The organism is Mycolicibacterium iranicum (genome assembly GCF_014190915.1).
GTDB classification, from domain to species: domain Bacteria; phylum Actinomycetota; class Actinomycetes; order Mycobacteriales; family Mycobacteriaceae; genus Mycobacterium; species Mycobacterium iranicum_B.
On the sequence record NZ_JACHVU010000002.1, the window covers coordinates 156,728 to 172,329 of the forward strand.

Consider the following 15,602-nt stretch of genomic DNA (forward strand, 5'->3'; position numbering starts at 1 on the left):
ACGTTGGCTTCCGAGCCTAGAGCGAAAGTTATTCCGCTGCATGCGAATTCAGGTCGCAGTGCAGCGCATCGGCGTGCGACCGCGCAGCGGTCCGACGGCGCCGGCCGTCATCCGTCGCTTCTGAACGATCCCGGCAGCCGCGCCTCGGCCGAACAGATCGCCGCCGTCGTCCGCGAGATCGACCAGCGCCGCGGAGGAGGCGCCGGCGTCGGCGCCGAGGACTCGGCGCCCAACGAACTCGCCCAGCGCATCGCCTCCGTCGCCGAGTTCATCCGGAAACGGATGACGGGCGAGTACACCGTCGACGAGTTCGGCTTCGATCCCCAACTCAACGACGCAATCTTCCTGCCTTTGCTGCGAGTGCTCTTCAACTCCTGGTTCCGCGTCGAGGTGAGCGGCATCGAGAACCTCCCCGAGACGGGCGCGGCACTCGTCGTCGCCAACCACGCGGGGGTCCTCCCGTTCGACGGGTTGATGACCCAGGTCGCCGTGCGCGACGAGCACCCCGCACACCGGGATCTGCGTCTGCTGGCCGCCGACATCGTCTTCGACATGCCCATGGTCGGGCAGGCCGCGCGCAAGGCCGGGCACACGATGGCCTGCGCCGACGACGCCCACCGCCTGCTGGCCGCCGGCGAGCTGACGGCGGTCTTCCCCGAGGGGTACAAGGGCCTCGGCAAGCACTTCAAGGACCGCTACAAGCTGCAGCGCTTCGGACGTGGCGGCTTCGTCTCGGCCGCGCTGCGCACCAAGGCGCCCATCGTGCCGTGTTCGATCGTCGGGTCCGAGGAGATCTACCCGATGATGGCCGACGTCAAGTTGGTCGCCCGTCTGCTGGGGCTGCCGTATTTCCCGGTCACGCCGCTGTTCCCGCTGGCGGGACCGCTGGGCGTGGTGCCGCTGCCGTCGAAGTGGTATATCCAGTTCGGCGAGCCGATCGACACGTCCGACTACGACGAGAGCGCGGCCGAGGATCCGATGGTCACGTTCGACCTGACCGACCAGGTCCGCGAGACAATCCAGCAGACGCTCTACCAGCTGCTCGCCAACCGGAGGAACACCTTCTTCGGTTGAGCCGGTTCGTTCGGCTAAGAGTTTTGCCCAGCAACGAATTTCGACAGCGCCTCGGCGTTGCGCTTCGAGGCGATCTTCCCGGTCAGTTCGTCGGCCTCGGCGTCGCTGGCCGCCTCACCCATCACCGTGACGATGCTGGTGATCACCCGTTCGCCGGCGTCATCGGTGACCTCGCCGCGGATGGTCGTCAGCACCGCGCCGTGCGACTCGGTGACCGAGTCCAGGTAGGAGTCGAACCAGAGTTTGTCGCCGGCCAGGATGGGCCGGTGGAAGACCAGTTTCTGGTCGCGGTGCAGGACGCGTTCCATGTTGATCGGCAGGTCGAACTGGTTGAAGATCTCCTGCTGCACCCGGCGCCCGGCCACCGCCAGGAAGGTCAGTGACGCGATCAGCGCCCCGTGCCCGCACTCGCGGGCGGCGTCCTCGTCGAAGTGGGCGGGATGGTCGTCCTTGACCGCGCGGGCGAACTCACGGATCTTCTCCCGGTCGACCTCGAAGTAGTCGGGGTACCGGTAGTGGGTTCCGATGATCTCTTCTGCGATGGCCATGCGGCGTCTCTCGTCTTTCACGTCGTCGGTAGCGGCCGCGAGCCTATCAACGCCGGATCGGTGGGCCCTACTTCTCTCGGCGGGACACCGCCGCGGCCAACGCCCCGCCGAGCGCACCCAGGGCCAACGCCGACGGCACCCCGATCCGGGCGGCCTTGCGCGCGGTACGGAAGTCGCGGATCTCCCATCCGCGTTCCCGCGCCACGTCACGTAGGTCGGCGTCGGGGTTGATGGCCACGGCCGTTCCGACCAGCGACAGCATCGGCACGTCGTTGAAGCTGTCCGAATAGGCGGTGCACCGGCGCAGGTTGAGCCCCTCGCGGATAGCCAGGGACCGTACGGCGTGCGCCTTGCCGGTGCCGTGCAGGATGTCGCCGACCAGGCGACCGGTGAAGATGCCGTCGACCGACTCGGCGACCGTGCCCAGCGCGCCGGTCAGGCCCAGCCGTCGCGCGATCGTGTCGGCCAGCTCATACGGCGTCGCCGTGACCAGCCACACCTGCTGGCCGGCGTCGAGGTGCATCTGGGCCAGCGCCCGAGTGCCGGGCCAGATCTTCTCGGCGATGATCTCGTCGTAGATGTCCTCACCGAGCGCGACCAGCTCGGCGGTGGAGCGGCCCTCGATGAACGACAGCGCCTTGCGCCGCCCGGCCGCGACGTCGTCGCTGTTCTCGCGGCCGGTGAGCTGGAACTTCGCCTGGGCGAACGCGAACCGGGCCAGGTCCTGATAGGTGAAGTACTCCCGTGCGGCCAGGCCGCGCGCGAAGTGGACCAGCGATGACCCGTGCACCAGCGTGTTGTCGACGTCGAAGAACGCGGCCGCGGTCAGATCGGGCGGCGGTGGCGGCGGGCTGTCGGCCGGCGCCAGCGGCTCGCCGAGCGCGTACCGCTCGGCGGGGTCCGCGACGTTCTCCGCGGCGACCTCGGCGCTGGCCTCTCCGGCGAGCTTCTGCGCCCGGTTCTCGGAATCGATCTCAGATCCCCCGGTGTCGGACACGGCTACAACATTAGGTCACCTCGCCGGGATACTGGCGGGGTGGACCGACAGGTGGAGCTGCTGACGCGGCAGGGTTGCCCGATGTGCGCGGCCGCGGCGACGCAGCTCGCGGGGCTGGCCGGCGAACTGGGTTTCGTGCTTGCCGTGACCGATGTCGACGACGCGGCCCGGGAGGGGCGCACGGCGCTGCGCGCCGAGTACGGCGACCGCCTGCCGGTGGTGCTGCTCGACGGAGCCGAGCACAGCTACTGGGAGGTCGACGAGCCGCGGCTGCGCGCCGATCTCGCCGGCTGACCGCACGGAGGCCGGCCCCTGGGGGCCTGGTCCCCACCGTGCCGTGTGACCTCGGATGCAGTTTCGGCGAAAGCCAGAGCAAATTTGGTAGCCCAGCTGGTAAACGATTACCTTGGACCTGTGCTGATCGTGGTGAGGAAGCCATGAGCGTTTTGCTTTTCGGGGTTTCGCACCGCAGTGCGCCGGTGTCGGTGCTGGAACAGCTGAGCACCGACGAATCCGACCAGGCGAAGATCATCGCCGAGGTCCTGCAATCGTCGCTGGTCACCGAAGCGATGGTGCTTTCCACCTGCAACCGCGTCGAGATCTACGCGGTCGTCGAGGCCTTCCACGGCGGCCTGTCGGTGATCGGGCAGGTGCTCTCCGACCACTCCGGGATGTCGCTGCAGGATCTGACCAAGTACGCCTACGTGCGGTACGCCGAGGCGGCCGTCGAGCACCTCTTCGCGGTCGCCAGCGGCCTCGACTCCGCCGTCGTCGGTGAGCAGCAGGTCCTCGGCCAGGTCAGGCGTGCCTACGCCTCCGCAGAGGCCAACCACACCGTCGGTCGCACCCTCCACGAGCTCTCCCAGCGCGCCCTGGCCGTCGGCAAACGCGTGCACTCCGAAACCGGGATCGACACCGCCGGCGCCTCGGTGGTGTCGGTGGCCCTCGACACGGCCGAGAAGAAGGTCGGGTCGCTGGCGGGACGCAGCGCGGTCGTCGTCGGCGCCGGCTCGATGGGCGCACTCGCGGCCAAGCAGCTGATGCGTGCCGGGGTGGAACGGATCCACGTCGTCAACCGCAGCCTGCCGCGCGGCAAGAGGCTGGCCGAGAACATCCGCGGCTACGGCGTCGCGGCCGAGGCGTTCCCGTTCGACCACCTGCCGCCCCTGCTCACCGATGCCGACATCGTCGTCACCTGCACCGGCGCGGTCCGCCCCGTCGTCTCGCTGGCCGACGTGCACCGCGGGCTGGCGCATGTGCGCGAGCCCAAGGAACTGGTCATCTGCGACCTCGGCATGCCCCGCGACGTCGACCCGGCGGTGGCCGGCCTTCCCGGCGTGTTCGTCGTCGACATGGACCGCATCCTGCGGGAGCCGTCGGCCAAGGCCGCGACTTCCGACGCCGAGGCCGCGCGCACCATCGTCGCCGCGGAGGTCGCCAACTACCTTGCCGGCCAGCGCATGGCCGAGGTCACCCCGACGGTCACAGCGCTGCGGCAGCGCGCCGCAGACGTCGTCGAGGCCGAACTGCTGCGCCTCGACAACCGTTTGCCGGGCCTGGACGCCTCGCACCGCGACGAGGTCGCCAACACCGTGCGCCGGGTCGTCGACAAACTGCTGCACGCGCCGACGGTGCGGGTGAAGCAGCTCGCGAGTGCGCCCGGCGGCGACAGCTACGCCGAAGCGCTGCGTGAGCTGTTCGAACTCGACCAGCACGCCGTCGACGCGGTGGCGGGCAGCGAGCTCGGGGCCGCTGCCGAGAACATCGACTTGAGTTCTCTCGCACTAGATCTCGACAAGACCGAGTGAGTCTCGCTCTACTGAAAGTCACCACGTGATTCGAATCGGCACCAGGGGAAGCCTGCTTGCCACCACTCAGGCCGGCGTCGTCCGCGACGCACTGATCGCCTCCGGGCACGACGCCGAACTGGTCATCGTGTCCACCGAAGGGGACCGGTCCGACGCGCCGATCGCCGACATCGGTGTCGGGGTCTTCACCGCGGCGCTGCGTGAGGCCATCGCAGAAGGCACCGTCGACATGGCGGTGCACTCGTACAAGGATTTGCCGACGGCGACCGACCCGCGGTTCGTCATCGCGGCGATACCCGTGCGCGCGGATGCCCGTGACGCACTGGTCGCACGCGACGGACTGGTGCTCGGAGAGTTGCCGACCGGATCGGTCATCGGCACCTCGTCGCCGCGGCGGGCGGCGCAGCTTAGAGCACTGGGTCTCGGTTTGGAAATCCGCCCCCTACGAGGCAACCTAGATACCAGGTTGAACAGGGTAAGCAGCGGTGATCTCGACGCCGTCGTGGTCGCCCGGGCGGGATTGGCCCGCATCGGTCGCCTCGACGCCGTCACCGAGACGCTGGAACCGGTACAGATGTTGCCGGCACCGGCGCAGGGGGCGTTGGCAGTCGAGTGCCGTGCCGGTGATACGGCGCTTGCGGAGCTGTTGGCGGAGCTGGATGACGCCGACACCCGTGCGGCGGTCACCGCAGAGCGAACCTTGCTGGCCGAACTGGAGGCGGGTTGCTCCGCACCGGTGGGCGCGATCGCAGAAGTGGTCGAGTCGATCGATGAGGACGGCCGAGTCTTCGAAGAGCTGTCGCTGCGCGGCTGCGTGGCGACGCTGGACGGATCCGACGTGATCCGTGCGTCCGGCATCGGGACCCCCGATCGGGCACGAGAGCTCGGGCTTTCGGTGGCCGAGGAGCTTTTCGAGTTGGGCGCGCGTGATCTGTTGGACGAACGCGGGAGAGACACATGAGCTTGCGAGGACGCAAGGGCAAGCCCGGCCGCATCACGTTCGTCGGCTCAGGGCCCGGGGATCCGGGCCTTCTGACGGCGCGTGCCCGCGCGGTGCTGGCGAATGCCGCCCTGGTCTTCACCGACCCTGACGTGCCCGAAGCGGTGCTGGCCCTGGTGGGCTGCGAGCTGCCGCCGCCGTCGGGCCCCCTGCCCCCTGCCGCCGACGCGGCGAAGGGTGCGGCGGGTGCTGCCACCACGGCCGTCGCCGACGCCGGGGCGGACGCCGACGGGGCCGCCAAGCCCGCCGAGGACGCCACGCCGGCCGACGACGCCGTCATCCCCGGCGGCCCGGACATCCGGCCCGCACTCGGTGACCCGTCCGAGGTCGCCAAGACGCTGGCCACCGAGGCCCGCACCGGTGTCGACGTCGTGCGTCTGGTCGCCGGTGACCCGTTGTCGATCGACTCGGTGATCACCGAGGTCAACGCCCTGGCCAAGACGCAGCTGAACTTCGAGATCGTGCCGGGCCTGCCGGACACCTCGGCCGTGCCCACCTATGCGGGTCTGCCGCTGGGGTCTGCGCACACCGTCGCCGACGTGCGCGGTGACGTCGACTGGGCTGCCCTGGCCGCGGCCCCCGGCCCGCTGATCCTGCACGCGACCGCCTCGCATCTACCCGAGGCTGCCCGCACCCTGATCGAGTACGGCCTGGCGGAGACCACGCCCGCCGTGGTCACCGCGAACGGCACGACGTGCCAGCAGCGTTCGGTGGAGACCACACTGGCCGGCCTGCTGGACAAGGGTGTGCTGGACAAGCCCGCCGTCAACGAGCCCGCGGGCCCGCTGACCGGGACGCTGGTCGTCACGATCGGGCGCACCGTCGCCAACCGCGCGAAGCTGAACTGGTGGGAGAGCCGGGCCCTGTACGGCTGGACCGTGCTCGTGCCCCGCACCAAGGACCAGGCGGGCGAGATGAGCGATCGTCTGGTCGGCCACGGCGCACTGCCCATCGAGGTGCCGACCATCGCGGTCGAGCCGCCGCGCAGCCCCGCCCAGATGGAAAGGGCGGTCAAGGGTTTGGTCGACGGCCGGTTCCAGTGGGTCGTGTTCACCTCGACCAACGCCGTGCGTGCGGTGTGGGAGAAGTTCAACGAGTTCGGTCTGGACGCCCGCGCGTTCTCCGGGGTGAAGATTGCCTGCGTCGGTCAGGCCACCGCCGAGAAGGTGCGCGCCTTCGGGATCAACCCCGAGCTGGTGCCCACGGGTGAGCAGAGCTCGCTGGGCCTGCTCGACGAGTTCCCGCCCTACGACGACATTTTCGATCCGGTGAACCGGGTGCTGCTGCCCCGCGCCGACATCGCCACCGAGACGCTGGCCGAAGGCCTGCGCGAACTCGGCTGGGAGATCGAGGATGTCACGGCCTACCGCACCGTGCGTGCGGCTCCGCCGCCGGCGCACACCCGCGAGATGATCAAGACCGGTGGCTTCGACGCGGTGTGCTTCACGTCGAGCTCGACGGTGCGCAACCTGGTGGGTATCGCCGGAAAGCCGCATGCGCGCACCATCGTCGCCTGCATCGGACCCAAGACTGCCGAGACCGCAGCGGAATTCGGCCTGCGCGTGGATGTGCAGCCCGAGGTGGCCGCAGTGGGTCCGCTGGTCGAGGCGCTCGCCGAGCACGCCGCCCGGCTGCGTGCCGAAGGTGCGTTGCCGCCGCCGCGGAAGAAGAGCCGCCGCCGCTAGCCGAGGAGCTATCTGTGGGTTTCCCACGACACCGGCCCAGAAGGCAGCGCACCACCCCGGCCATGCGCCGGCTGGTCGCCCAGACATCCCTGGAGCCACGGCATCTCGTGCTGCCGATGTTCGTCGCCGACGGGATCGACGAACCCCGCGACATCGCGTCGATGCCGGGCGTGGTCCAGCACACGCGGGACTCGCTACGCCGCGCCGCCGCCGACGCCGTGACCGCCGGGGTGGGCGGGCTGATGCTGTTCGGCGTGCCGAAGGACGACGACAAGGACGCCACCGGCAGCGCCGGCGTGGATCCCGACGGCATCCTCAACGTGGCACTGCGTGACCTCGCTGCAGACCTCGGCGACGACACGGTGCTGATGGCCGACACCTGCCTCGACGAGTTCACCGACCACGGCCACTGCGGCGTGCTGGACGGGGCGGGTCGCGTCGACAACGACCAGACCAATCGTCGGTATGTGGAACTTGCTGTGGCGCAGGCGAATTCCGGGGCCCACGTGGTGGGTCCCAGTGGCATGATGGACGGTCAGGTGGCGGCGATCCGTGACGGGCTGGACGCCGCGGGATACCGCGACACCGCGATCCTGGCCTACGCCGCGAAGTTCGCCTCCGGCTTCTACGGCCCGTTCCGCGACGCGGTGGCCTCGAGCCTGCAGGGCGACCGCCGCACCTACCAGCAGGATCCGGGCAACGCCCGCGAAGCGCTGCACGAGGTGGAGCTCGACATCGAGGAGGGCGCAGACCTGGTGATGGTCAAGCCCGCGATGTCCTATCTCGACGTGGTGCGCGCCGCCGCGGACATCTCGCCCGTCCCCGTCGCCGCGTATCAGGTGTCGGGGGAGTACTCGATGATCACCGCCGCGGCCGACCACGGCTGGATCGACCTGGACACCGTCGTGCTCGAGTCGCTGACCGGTATCCGCCGCGCGGGCGCCGACATCGTGCTGACCTACTGGGCCGCCGATGTGGCCCGTCGGCTGTCGTGACGGAACCGCACGAACCCCCGGCCCGGCCGCCCGACGTCGACACCGGTTTCTGGCTGTGGGTGGTGGCCCTACCGCTTATGGTGGCCGCCTACACCGTGGACGTGGTGACCGTGCAGGAGATCCCGAACACGCTGGTGCTGGCCATCTCGCTGGCCATGGTCGTCGTGGTGGCCGCCGTGGTGCTGACGTTCATGATCCTGATGCGGCTGGGTTACCGCTGGGCCCGCACGCTGTTGACGGGCGGCGCGATCGCCGCCGTCGTCTACTCGGTGTCCAACCTGCTCGGTGTGGAGCGCCCCGACGCGCTGGCGGTCACCTACGCCGCGCTGGTCATCGTCGGCACCGTGCTGATCGGCGGTGGGGCGTACCTGCTGCACCGCAAGGACTCCCACGACTTCTTCAGCCGGTGATTGGTTAGGCTGGCCCGACCATGACCGCCCCCACGCCTTCGAGCCGGCCCCGCGTCGTCGACCTCGGGTTCTGGTGCTTCATCGGCGGCGCGGTCGTCATGATCGTGGGCGGTCTGATGGCGTCGACCGCGACATTCGACGCCGCCCGGTCGGCGATCCCGCAGACGGTCGCCGACGAGCAGGTGCGCAGCTATCTGACGATCTACCGGTTCACCGGCATCGGCGCGGTGCTGGCCGCCGGCGCGCTGGCGTTCCTGGCCGGCAGGGCCCGACGTGGCGACGCCCGCTTTCGCCTGGCCACGCTGGCGCTGGGGTTCGCGATGGTGATCGTGATCGGCCTGCTCGCGATCGGTGTCGGTGTCGCCCAGCCGCTGATCCTGCTCGGGCTGCTCCCGGTGATGATCGGTGCGTTGCTGTTCGTCCAGCCGTCGGCACGGCTGTGGTTCGAGAAAGAGGGCGCGACGTGACACAGCCGGCCGCCGAGCCCGAGGTCTTGTTCTACGAGCAGGGCGCCAGCTGGCTCTGGGTGCTGGCCGGGCCCGGCGCAGGCCTGGCGATGGCGTTGATTCAGCTCTCGGCCGGCTACGGCATCCAGTGGGTGGTGCCGGTGCTGTTCCTGATCCTCGTCTCGGGCTTCCTGGCCATTCAGGTCAAGGCGGCGCGCATCCACACCTCGGTCGAGCTGACCACCGAACGGCTGCGCCAGGGCACCGAGATCACGCTGGCCTCCGAGATCGTGCGCGTGTACCCCGAGGCGGCCGGCTCCGAGACCCCGAAGTGGCAGTACGCGCGGGCGCTCGGTGAGCTCACGGGCGTCCCGCGCGGCCGCACGGGCATCGGCCTGCGCCTGACCAACGACCGCACCGCGCAGGCCTGGGCGCGCAAACACCGGCAGCTGCGGGAGGCGCTGACCAACCTGGTCGAGGAGCGGATCCCGCCGGAACCGGCGTCATGACGCGCCGCCGGGCCGTCATCGAGCTCGTGTGCGCCGCCCTGGCAGCGGTCGGCAGTGTGCTGGCCTGGTTGAACGCCCGCTCCGAGGTGCTCGTCGCGCCGGTGCTCGACGGCGAACCCACCACGGTCTCGCAGGTGTACCAGGCCCCGATGCTGACGCTGTCGCTGCTGCTGGCGACCGTGGCCGGTGTGCTGACCGTCCTCGGCATCGCCCAGCTGCGCCGCCCACCCGCGAACTGAGATTCCCGGTCGCTCTCGGCGCCGGTTTTGCAGCCCTCAGCCGAGGCTCGGCGGCGCACCCGTCGCGATGGAGGCACCTCTACCGACCTAGCTGTGGCCCTCGCCACACTGCTGTTGGTACAAAGTGCAAAATCTGTAACACTGTTGCGCATGACCGAGTTGGCGAACACCTCCGGACCCCTCGAGAGCGCCGCGCCGGACGCCCTGCCGCTGGGGCCGCAGTCCCTGGTGTGGCGTTACTTCGGGGACAACCGCATGTACCTGATCGGCCCGCGGCCCGCGGTGCTGCAGAACATGCTGGCCGAGCTGGGGCAGGGCGTGTACGACCACTCGACGTTCTTCGCCGACACCGCCGAACGCCTGAAGCGGACCATCCCACCGATCTTCAACACCGTCTACGGCTCCGACGAGGACAACGCAGGGCTGCAGGTCCGCGACTTCCACCACCACGTCAAGGGCGTGATGCCGGGCCCCGACGGCGAGGAGGTCGGCCGCTACCACGCACTGGATCCCGAGACGTACTTCTGGGCGCACGCCACGTTCGTCGAGCAGGTCTACTACTTCGCCGACACCTTCGTGAAACGCCTGACCGACGCCGAGCGTGAGCAGATCTGGCTGGAGTCCAAGACCTGGTACCGCCGCTACGGGGTCAGCGACCGCGTGATGCCCGCCACCTACGCCGACTTCGTGCAGTACTGGGACCGGATGATGGACCAGGTCGTCGTCGCGCACCCGACCGCGAAATACGGCGTCGGCTACGTCACGAAGGGCTTCCCGCGGCCGAAGGCCGTGCACCCGCTGGTGTGGCGGCTCGTCGCGCCCGTGTTCAACCCGCTCGCGGCGTTCCTGACCACCGGCGGTCTGCCGCCGCGGGCACGCACCCTGCTGGGCCTGCCGTGGAGCGACAAACAGGAGCGGCGCTACCAGCGGTTCGCCGCCCTGTGGCGGTCGCGTCCGGTCAACTGGGTCTGGGACCGCCTGCCGATGACCGTTCGCTACAGCGGGTACGCCGTGAAGGGCTATGCCAGGACCCATGCCCAGCCCTGATTCCGCCTCGCAGCAGATCCTCGACGCCGCCGTCGTCGAGTTCGAGCGGCACGGCTTCCGCCGGGTCGCGCTCGAGGACGTCGCCCGCCGCGCCGGGGTCAGCCGGACCACCATCTACCGGCGGTTCGCCAACAAGGACGAACTCGTCGGCGCCGTCATCGAACGTGAGAACGTCGCACTGTTCGCCGACATCGCGATCGAGCTCAAAAGCTCAGCGCTGCAATCGAACTACTACGTCGAGGCCTTCACGCTGTCGATCCTGAAGTTCCGCAGGCACCGGGTGCTGCACCAGATGATCACCGAGGAGCCGGGCCTCGTGCTCGAGCTGGCGGGGCGCTACCACCTCGCCGCGATCCAGCGGATGGCCGAGGCGCTGCGGGTGATCTTCCCGCTCGGTTTCGCCGAGCGCATCGGTGCGGCGGCGATCGACGAGCTCGCCGACTGCATCCTGCGGTACGCGGCGATGGTGTTGCTGCTGCCCAGTGCGCAGCCCTTGGAAACGGCCGACGACATCCGCGCGTTCGCGCGACAGCATTTCCTGCCCAGCCTGCCCGCGGCGCTGCGGACCGTCCCGGCATGATCGCGTGTTTCGTACGTCACACTTTCGGGCAGCCCGTGAGCCATGACCGCCGATGATCAAACCCAGCAACGCCAGGCCGGCGACAAGCCGGACGTCCAGCTCGAGCACGTCACCGAGACCCCGGACCCGGAGACCGAGAACCGCACCGAAAAGCCGGACGTCACCGACGAGCACAAGGAGAAGGCCAAGGAGATGGCCAAGGCCTACTCCGACGACCTGCAGACCACCACGCTGCCCGGCAGCAGCGGCACCGTCTCCGGCACCTCCGTCACCGACTGGGTGGACGACGAGGACAAGGGCAAGATCGAGACCTCGGCCGACGAGGGCAACGTCGAGTACCGCAACACCGAGGAGTTCAAGAAGAAACTCGACGAGTGATCCGGGGAGGGCCCGCGGCGCCGACAGGCGTGTGCCTAATCTGATCTTCGTGACAGCGCTCGAGGAGATCGCCCCGGCCTTCGTCGACATGGCCCATTCGATCGTCTGGGCCTCGGTGGCCACCGTCGACGGCGACGGCAGACCGCGCACCCGCATCCTGCACCCGATCTGGGAGTGGGACGGCACCGACCTCTTCGGTTGGATCGCGACGGTGCCGACCCCGATCAAGCGGGCCCACCTGGCCGCCCACCCCGAGGTGTCGGTCAGCTACTGGACCACCACGCACGACACCTGCTCGGCCGAGTGCCTCGTCGAGTGGTACACCGACGACGAGACCCGCGCCGCGGTGTGGGAGAAGTTCGCGACCGGACCCGCGCCCGTCCGCTACGACCCGTCCATCATCCCGATGTGGAAGGACGGCCCGACCTCGGACGATTTCGCCGTTCTCCGGCTGCAGCCGTACCGCCTGCGCGTGATGCCGGGCACCACGATGACCGCGGCGACGGGCGAGGTCCTGACGTGGAGCGATCCCGGTGGTCGCTGAGGCTGACAGCGCCGTCGCCGGCCTGGATCTGGCGCCCCGCAACCCGTTGCCGTACCGGGAGCTGCTCAGACTGGTCCGCGCCCTCGACACCGGGCAGCTGCAGGTCCGCGCCGCCGGCGGCCCGATCACCCGCGTGCAGGTCGCGCCCAAATGGCTGTTCCCGCCCTTCGTGGCCGTCTTCTCGCCCGAGGGCATCCGCGACGTGCTGGGCCGCAACGACTCGTTCTCCGAGCGCTGCATCGTCCACGAAGAGGTCCAGGACATGGCCGGCGACAGCCTCTTCGTGCTGCCGAACGAGAAGTGGCGGCCCCGCAAGCGCGCACTGGCGCCGGTGTTCACCCGGCAGAAGGTGCGGCTCTTCGGCGGGCACATGTCCCGGGCGGCCGAGCGGTTCGTCGAGGCGTGGCGCGACGGGGGCGAGGTCGACCTGGACCTGGAGTGCCGCCGCCTGACCATGCAGTCCCTGGGCCGCTCGGTGCTCGGCGTGGACCTCAACGAGAGCGCCGACGTCATCGCCGAGCACATGCACGTCGCGTCGTCCTACACCGCCGATCGTGCGCTGCGCCCGATCCGTGCGCCCCGCTGGTTGCCGACCCCGGCGCGCAGACGGGCCCGGCACGCCGTCGCCGAGATGCGCCGCGTCACCGCCGAGATGCTGCAGGCCTGCCGCGACGACCCCGACCGCGACGCTCCGCTCGTGCGTGCGCTGATGGAGGCCGAGGACCCCGAGACCGGGCTGGCGCTCTCCGACGACGACATCTGCAACGACCTGCTGATCTTCATGCTGGCCGGACACGACACCACCGCCACGGCCCTGACGTATGCCCTGTGGATCCTCGGGCACCATCCCGAGATCCAGCGCCGCGTCGCCGCCGAGGCGGCCGCACTGGGCGAGCGGGAACTGGAACCCGCCGACGTGCCGCAGCTCGGCTACACCATCCAGGTGCTGCACGAAGCCCTGCGATTGTGCCCGCCCGCGGCCGGGGTCGGCCGGATGGCGGTCCGCGACATCGACGTCGCCGGCCATCGTGTCGAGGCGGGGACGCTGGTCGCGGTCGGTATCTACGCGCTGCACCGCGACCCCGACATCTGGCCGGACCCCGAGCGGTTCGACCCCGACCGCTTCAGCCCGGAGAACACCGCCGCCCGGGACCGCTGGCACTTCCTGCCGTTCGCCGGCGGGGCCAGGTCCTGCATCGGGGAGCATTTCGCCCGGCTGGAGACGACGCTGGCGCTGGCGACGATCGTCCGCAGCATGCAGATCCGCTCGCTGGACGACGAGTTCGCGGTGGACGTGCCGTTCACGACGGTGGCGCACGGCCCGATCCGGGCCCATCTCACGCCGCGCTGACCGCCGCCGCCCAGCGACCACTACACCCTGTAGTTGACGCTTTTGACCCTGCTGGGAGACTGGTCGCATGAGCAGTACCGACTTGTCCGCGAAGCTGTTCGCCGACGCGTCCTCGGTCATCCCCGGCGGGGTGAACTCGCCGGTGCGTGCGTTCAACTCCGTGGGCGGCACCCCGAGATTCATCACCTCGGCCCAGGGCTACTGGCTCACCGACGCCGACGGCAACCGGTACGTCGACCTGGTGTCCTCCTGGGGTCCGATGATCCTCGGACACGCACATCCGGCTGTCGTCGAGGCGGTGCAGCGGGTCGCCGCCGACGGTCTGTCGTTCGGGGCGCCGACACCGTCGGAGTCGGAGCTGGCCCGCGAGATCATCGACCGCGTCGCGCCCGTCGAGCTGCTGCGGCTGGTGAATTCCGGCACCGAGGCCACCATGAGCGCGATCCGGCTTGCCCGCGGTTACACGGGACGCGCCAAGATCATCAAGTTCTCCGGCTGCTACCACGGTCACAGCGATGCCCTCCTGGCCGACGCGGGCTCCGGTGTCGCCACGCTGGGACTGCCGTCCTCCCCGGGGGTGACGGGAGCCGCCGCGGCCGACACGATCGTGCTCCCGTACAACGACGTCGCTGCGTTGGAGGACGTGTTCGGGCAGTTCGGCGACGACATCGCCTGCGTGATCACCGAAGCGAGCCCCGGCAACATGGGAACGGTGCCGCCGCTGCCCGGTTTCAACGCCGAACTGCGCCGGATCACCGCGGCACACGGCGCGCTGCTGATCTCCGACGAGGTCATGACGGGCTTCCGGGTCAGCCGCGCGGGGTGGTACGGCGTGGATCCGGTGGACGCCGACCTGTTCACCTTCGGCAAGGTGATGAGCGGCGGGCTGCCCGCCGCGGCGTTCGGCGGACGCGCCGAGGTGATGGGCCGGCTGGCGCCGCTGGGGCCGGTGTACCAGGCGGGCACGCTGTCGGGGAACCCGGTGGCGATGGCCGCGGGGCTGGCCACCCTGCGCGCCGCCGACGACACGGTCTACGCCAAGCTGGATGCGAACGCCGACCGTCTGGCCGGGCTCATCGGCGACGCGCTGACCGAAGCCGGTGTCGCACATCAGATTCCGCGGGCGGGCAACATGTTCAGCGTGTTCTTCGGCGCCGGGGATCCGGTCATCGACTTCGCGTCGGCCAAGGCCACCGAGACGTGGCGTTTCCCGGCGTTCTTCCACGCGCTGCTCGACGCGGGGGTCTACCCGCCGCCCAGCGCGTACGAAACCTGGTTCGTGTCCAGCGTTCTCGACGATGACGCGTTCGACCGGATCGCCGACGCCCTGCCGGGCGCGGCCCGTGCCGCAGCACAGGCGAGCGCATGACGCCGGGTGCCGAGCAGACGATCGTGCACGTCATGCGTCACGGCGAGGTGCACAACCCCGAGAAGATCCTGTACGGGCGGCTTCCGGACTACCACCTCTCGGAGCGGGGCCAGGCCCAGGCCGAAGCCGTGGCCGCGTGGCTGGCGTGGCGCGACATCACCCATGTCGTCGCCTCGCCGCTGGAGCGCGCGCAGGAGACCGCTGCCCCCATCGCGGCGGCCCGCCACCTGTCGGTGAACACCGACGACGAGCTGATCGAGTCTGAGAACATCTTTCAGGGACAACGGGTTTCGCCCGGTGACGGTGCGCTGCGGGATCCGCGCAACTGGTGGCACCTACGCAACCCCCGCATCCCTTCGTGGGGTGAGCCCTACACCGAGATCGCCGCGCGGATGAAGCGTGCGGTGTTCCGGGCCCGCGCCGCCGCGGCCGGTCACGAAGCGGTGTGCGTGAGCCACCAGCTGCCCGTCGAGACGCTGCGGCGTGCGATGACAGACCTGCCGCTGCACCACTTCCCGACGAAGCGGATGTGCAATCTCGCCTCGGTCACGTCGTTCTACTTTCACGGCGAGAGCTATGTCGGCTGGGGGTATGCGGAGTTGGCCGGGCAGTGAATCGGGTG

At 69.8% G+C, this 15,602-nt stretch carries 19 protein-coding genes; 17 read left to right on the plus strand and 2 right to left on the minus strand.

Annotated features, from left to right (window positions below; genetic code table 11):
* The first annotated feature begins 3 nt into the window (after positions 1-3).
* Positions 4-1,074 (plus strand): lysophospholipid acyltransferase family protein, encoded by a 1,071-nt coding sequence (locus FHR72_RS04575; protein WP_183467229.1) that lies wholly within the window; start codon positions 4-6, stop codon positions 1,072-1,074.
* A 14-nt stretch (positions 1,075-1,088) separates the two neighbouring features.
* On the opposite strand, the gene FHR72_RS04580 is transcribed toward FHR72_RS04575, so the two are convergent.
* Together FHR72_RS04580 and FHR72_RS04585 are read right to left on the minus strand one after the other, a co-directional pair.
* Positions 1,089-1,622: an FAS1-like dehydratase domain-containing protein gene (locus FHR72_RS04580; protein WP_183466753.1), complete on the minus strand. Its 534-nt coding sequence runs from the start codon at positions 1,620-1,622 to the stop codon at positions 1,089-1,091.
* Between the two features lie 67 nt (positions 1,623-1,689).
* On the minus strand, positions 1,690-2,619 hold the full coding sequence (locus FHR72_RS04585; protein ID WP_183466754.1) for an HAD family hydrolase: 930 nt from the start codon (positions 2,617-2,619) through the stop codon (positions 1,690-1,692).
* A 39-nt stretch (positions 2,620-2,658) separates the two neighbouring features.
* On the opposite strand from FHR72_RS04585, the gene FHR72_RS04590 reads away from it, so the two are divergent.
* The 16 genes from FHR72_RS04590 to FHR72_RS04665 all read left to right on the plus strand — a co-directional run bounded on the left by FHR72_RS04590 (position 2,659) and on the right by FHR72_RS04665 (position 15,594).
* Positions 2,659-2,913: a glutaredoxin family protein gene (locus tag FHR72_RS04590; RefSeq protein ID WP_183466755.1), complete on the plus strand. Its 255-nt coding sequence runs from the start codon at positions 2,659-2,661 to the stop codon at positions 2,911-2,913.
* A 143-nt stretch (positions 2,914-3,056) separates the two neighbouring features.
* Complete coding sequence (locus tag FHR72_RS04595) at positions 3,057-4,427, plus strand: glutamyl-tRNA reductase (RefSeq protein ID WP_183466756.1); 1,371 nt, start codon at positions 3,057-3,059, stop codon at positions 4,425-4,427.
* A gap of 25 nt (positions 4,428-4,452) precedes the next feature.
* Positions 4,453-5,388: a hydroxymethylbilane synthase gene (gene hemC, locus FHR72_RS04600; protein ID WP_183466757.1), complete on the plus strand. Its 936-nt coding sequence runs from the start codon at positions 4,453-4,455 to the stop codon at positions 5,386-5,388.
* Entirely contained in the window at positions 5,385-7,112 is a 1,728-nt protein-coding gene (locus tag FHR72_RS04605) for a bifunctional uroporphyrinogen-III C-methyltransferase/uroporphyrinogen-III synthase (RefSeq protein WP_183466758.1), read from the plus strand. Before hemC ends, FHR72_RS04605 begins: the two co-directional genes overlap by 4 nt.
* A gap of 14 nt (positions 7,113-7,126) precedes the next feature.
* Entirely contained in the window at positions 7,127-8,107 is a 981-nt protein-coding gene (gene hemB / locus FHR72_RS04610; RefSeq protein ID WP_183466759.1) for a porphobilinogen synthase, read from the plus strand.
* Positions 8,104-8,517, plus strand: a complete 414-nt coding sequence (locus tag FHR72_RS04615) for a hypothetical protein (RefSeq protein ID WP_183466760.1) — start codon at positions 8,104-8,106, stop codon at positions 8,515-8,517. Before hemB ends, FHR72_RS04615 begins: the two co-directional genes overlap by 4 nt.
* A gap of 20 nt (positions 8,518-8,537) precedes the next feature.
* The gene (locus tag FHR72_RS04620; RefSeq protein WP_183466761.1) at positions 8,538-8,984 is read left to right on the plus strand and encodes a hypothetical protein; all 447 of its coding nucleotides are present in this window, start codon (positions 8,538-8,540) and stop codon (positions 8,982-8,984) included.
* Positions 8,981-9,472, plus strand: coding sequence for a transport-regulating membrane protein Mce1N (locus FHR72_RS04625; protein ID WP_183466762.1), 492 nt, complete (start codon positions 8,981-8,983; stop codon positions 9,470-9,472). The genes FHR72_RS04620 and FHR72_RS04625 overlap by 4 nt, the downstream gene beginning before the upstream one ends.
* Positions 9,469-9,711, plus strand: coding sequence for a hypothetical protein (locus FHR72_RS04630; protein ID WP_183466763.1), 243 nt, complete (start codon positions 9,469-9,471; stop codon positions 9,709-9,711). The genes FHR72_RS04625 and FHR72_RS04630 overlap by 4 nt, the downstream gene beginning before the upstream one ends.
* Before the next feature lie 150 nt (positions 9,712-9,861).
* On the plus strand, positions 9,862-10,758 hold the full coding sequence (locus FHR72_RS04635; RefSeq protein ID WP_183466764.1) for an oxygenase MpaB family protein: 897 nt from the start codon (positions 9,862-9,864) through the stop codon (positions 10,756-10,758).
* Positions 10,745-11,338, plus strand: coding sequence for a TetR/AcrR family transcriptional regulator (locus FHR72_RS04640; RefSeq protein ID WP_183466765.1), 594 nt, complete (start codon positions 10,745-10,747; stop codon positions 11,336-11,338). Before FHR72_RS04635 ends, FHR72_RS04640 begins: the two co-directional genes overlap by 14 nt.
* A gap of 42 nt (positions 11,339-11,380) precedes the next feature.
* Positions 11,381-11,716, plus strand: a complete 336-nt coding sequence (locus FHR72_RS04645; protein ID WP_183466766.1) for a hypothetical protein — start codon at positions 11,381-11,383, stop codon at positions 11,714-11,716.
* 49 nt (positions 11,717-11,765) lie between these two features.
* Positions 11,766-12,260 (plus strand): pyridoxamine 5'-phosphate oxidase family protein, encoded by a 495-nt coding sequence (locus FHR72_RS04650; protein WP_183466767.1) that lies wholly within the window; start codon positions 11,766-11,768, stop codon positions 12,258-12,260.
* The gene (locus FHR72_RS04655; protein WP_183466768.1) at positions 12,250-13,611 is read left to right on the plus strand and encodes a cytochrome P450; all 1,362 of its coding nucleotides are present in this window, start codon (positions 12,250-12,252) and stop codon (positions 13,609-13,611) included. Before FHR72_RS04650 ends, FHR72_RS04655 begins: the two co-directional genes overlap by 11 nt.
* Positions 13,612-13,678: 67 nt before the next feature.
* Positions 13,679-14,980, plus strand: coding sequence for a glutamate-1-semialdehyde 2,1-aminomutase (gene hemL / locus FHR72_RS04660; protein WP_183466769.1), 1,302 nt, complete (start codon positions 13,679-13,681; stop codon positions 14,978-14,980).
* The gene (locus tag FHR72_RS04665; protein ID WP_183466770.1) at positions 14,977-15,594 is read left to right on the plus strand and encodes a histidine phosphatase family protein; all 618 of its coding nucleotides are present in this window, start codon (positions 14,977-14,979) and stop codon (positions 15,592-15,594) included. Before hemL ends, FHR72_RS04665 begins: the two co-directional genes overlap by 4 nt.
* Positions 15,595-15,602 lie beyond the last annotated feature (8 nt).